2 protein-coding genes and 1 pseudogene are annotated in these 2,837 nt (G+C 63.7%); all 3 read right to left on the reverse strand.

Features of this window, described 5'->3' with window-relative positions; genetic code table 11:
* Positions 1–329 precede the first annotated feature (329 nt).
* The gene (locus U870_RS23890; RefSeq protein ID WP_081815423.1) at positions 330–1,334 is read right to left on the reverse strand and encodes a glycosyltransferase family 4 protein; all 1,005 of its coding nucleotides are present in this window, start codon (positions 1,332–1,334) and stop codon (positions 330–332) included.
* A 4-nt stretch (positions 1,335–1,338) separates the two neighbouring features.
* The gene (locus U870_RS0122155) at positions 1,339–2,172 is read right to left on the reverse strand and encodes a glycosyltransferase family 2 protein (protein WP_025159521.1); all 834 of its coding nucleotides are present in this window, start codon (positions 2,170–2,172) and stop codon (positions 1,339–1,341) included.
* Between the two features lie 113 nt (positions 2,173–2,285).
* A pseudogene (manB, locus tag U870_RS0122160) lies at positions 2,286–2,786 on the reverse strand (phosphomannomutase/phosphoglucomutase); the annotation flags it as partial.
* Positions 2,787–2,837: the final 51 nt, after the last annotated feature.

The raw sequence follows: 2,837 nt of genomic DNA on the forward strand, positions 1-2,837 counted from the left end.
ACGAAAGTCAGGCCGATTCACCTCGGGTGTGGTCATCAGCGCATTGACCCACCGCCAGCCACTCCCCCGCGGTCGTGAATCGCACATGAGGCATGGGAGCAGAATGCAATCAGTTGCGGTGACTCGCCAGCACTGATTCCGCCACCACATCCCGGCTGCGACGACAGTCGTGGACGCTCTACCGGGCCAGCGGTCGGGTGCCGGTTTCACCAGCGGAGAGCGGGGATTTGGATTCCCCCACCGTCGAACGTTGACCCGCGTCGCTGACCAACTTGGCGATCGAGCTCGCGAAGGCCCAGTTCAGCCCAGCGACCGGGGTGGGACTGACGTCAGTCGATGAGATTTTCGACGAACTGTTGTAGTCCGGCCGCGCTGGCCTGCCAACTGAACCGAGTGCTCGAAAGATCGCGGTGGGGTTCAGCCTGCAGATCCAGCATGGCATCGGCGATCTCATCGATGTCGGAGGGATTGACATAGAGCGCATCTTGACCACACACCCACCGCAGGGTGGGGGTGTCGGAGGCTAAAACACGGCCGCCGGCAGCGAGCGCTTCGACCGCGGGCAGGCCGAAGCCTTCGTCGAGGCTCAGTAGCAGCACGCGACCGGCCGCGGCGTAGAGGGCAGCGAGAGCCTGGTCATCGACGTATCCGATCTGGCGAATGTCCGGGTCGGCTTGTGGCGATTCCACTCCAGCGAACACATGTGAAGCTTCGCCTCCAGCGAGTACGAGGGGATGCGTGCGCCGCCAACTTGTCGGAAGAGTCCGATACGCCTCGACCATCGTTTTCAGGTTCTTTCGAGGATCCGCACTGGCAACGGCAAAGAGAAACTCCCCCGGAATGAGACCAGACCGATCGCACACGTCCACTACGGCGTTCGTGGCAACGTGACGGAACACATCGGCGGGAGCGTTCGGCGCGACGTGGATCGGCTTCCTCGAACCAATCAAGGCACGCACCTGTGCGGCAGTCGGCTCAGAAACCGCCACAATCGCCCGCGCCGAGCGAATCTGCGCAAGCAGGATCGGAGCATGCGTTTGGACGTATCGACGGCTGTACCACTCCGGGTGATCCACAACGAAGAGGTCGTGCACGACCAGGATCTGCCGCTTTGACCAAATTGGTCCACGGCTTGTCATTGTGACAAGGAGGTCCTTGCGGGCCAACCGAGTCGGCGCACCCTGCGCCCACATCCAGGCAGGGACAGCGCTGCGCTGGGCACGCGCCGGCGGGGTGAGCTCCGTCCAGGGAAGCCGATCAGCGATCTCGGACGCGTAACGTTGTTGGCCGGTGACGGCCTGGCCGCGGAAAGCCCCGTTGACGTAGGTCGTCATTCCGTCACCCTCGCATCCACAGCATGGAGGGGTGCAAAAGATGACCGGTGAACCGCCCAAGCCTCGTCGCTAGCTTCGGCGCAAAGCCAAACGGAGACTGGACCGCGGCCATAGCGACACCGGTGGCCTCACGCAGATAGTCCGCGACTTTCCATCGCGCGCCGGTGTGAGCATGGCGCCGCAGCAGCGCAGGGTCATTCGCGGCATCCTCCCTCGCCTGAGCAAACAGCGTGGCGAAGGTTTCGCGGCGCCGGCAGTGAACGATCGCCGCCGTAGCGAAGGCGACACGGTATCCGGCGTCGATAGCACGCCACGAAAAGTCCACATCCTCACTCCGGCGCAGCTCTTCGTCGAATCCGCCCAGCCGTTCGAGGACGTCACGTCGCACCCCGAGATTTCCGCTTGGCACGAACTCGTGATGAGAGAACTTTGATGGCAGGCCGCCCACCGCGATCCGCCCCCAACTGCCAAGACCGTCGTGGTTGAGACGGGCGAAGTCCAGTGCGCCTCCAGCAAGATCGGTGGTCCTGAGCTGGCTAATCATCGAAGACACCCACCCCCGGCTAACGACATCGTCGGCGTCGCAGAACAGGATCATGTCCCCGGTTGCGGATCGCCAGCCCACATTCCGGGCATGACTTGGGCCGGCGACGGACGACGAGTCCACAAACCGGGCATTCAGTACCGCAGGCAGCTGCAGCTCACTGCGGTGTGGGACCGGGATGCCGTTGCAACTCAGAACCAACTCGAAGCCAGCCTCAAAGTCCTGGGTGGCGAGAGCCTCCAACTGTGCAGAAAGATGCTCAAGGTGCGGGCCTAACGGAATGACCACGCTCACAGTCTCGTTGCTGCATTTCATCCCAGCACCTCCGCGCGTTTCGTCTGGATCTTGTCTCTCTGCAGCCATTGTACAAGCTGAAATTCCAGAACGCTAGTTGGTTCGGTTGGTGCTCAGCTGCGGATGAGCGCCAGGACCTCGTCGCGGAGGCGGGTCATCGTGGGGGCGTCGGCCGTCTCCACGTTGAGGCGCAGGAGCGGGTCTGTGTTGGACGTCCGCACCGAGAACCACCAGAACGGCTCGGTATCGTCGGTGTAGCCGGTGATGGTGAGGCCGTCCAGCTCGTCGAACTCGGCGCGGGCGGTAAACGCCTCCACGACGCGCGCGTACGCGGCGGGGACGTCGCCCACCGCGGAGTTGATCTCGCCGGGCTGCGAGTACGGCGTGTAGGCCGCCGCCACCTCGGACAGCGGGCACTCCTGCGCTCCGAAATCGGCGAGCATGTGCATCGCGGCCAGCATGCCGTTGTCGGCGTTCCAGAAGTCGCGGAAGTAGTAATGCGCCGAGTGCTCGCCGCCGAAGACCGCTCCGGTCTCGCGCATGGCCGCCTTGATCAGCGAGTTGCCGACGCGCGTGCGGTAGGGCACTGCGCCTGCTGCCTCGATCGGCTCCGGACAAGCTCACGTGTAGAGGGCTGCGAGCATCTAGAAGCCTGGAGATTCGAG

Origin of the sequence: Leifsonia aquatica H1aii, assembly GCF_000633535.1 — a bacterium.
Taxonomy (GTDB): Bacteria; Actinomycetota; Actinomycetes; order Actinomycetales; family Microbacteriaceae; genus Leifsonia; species Leifsonia aquatica_A.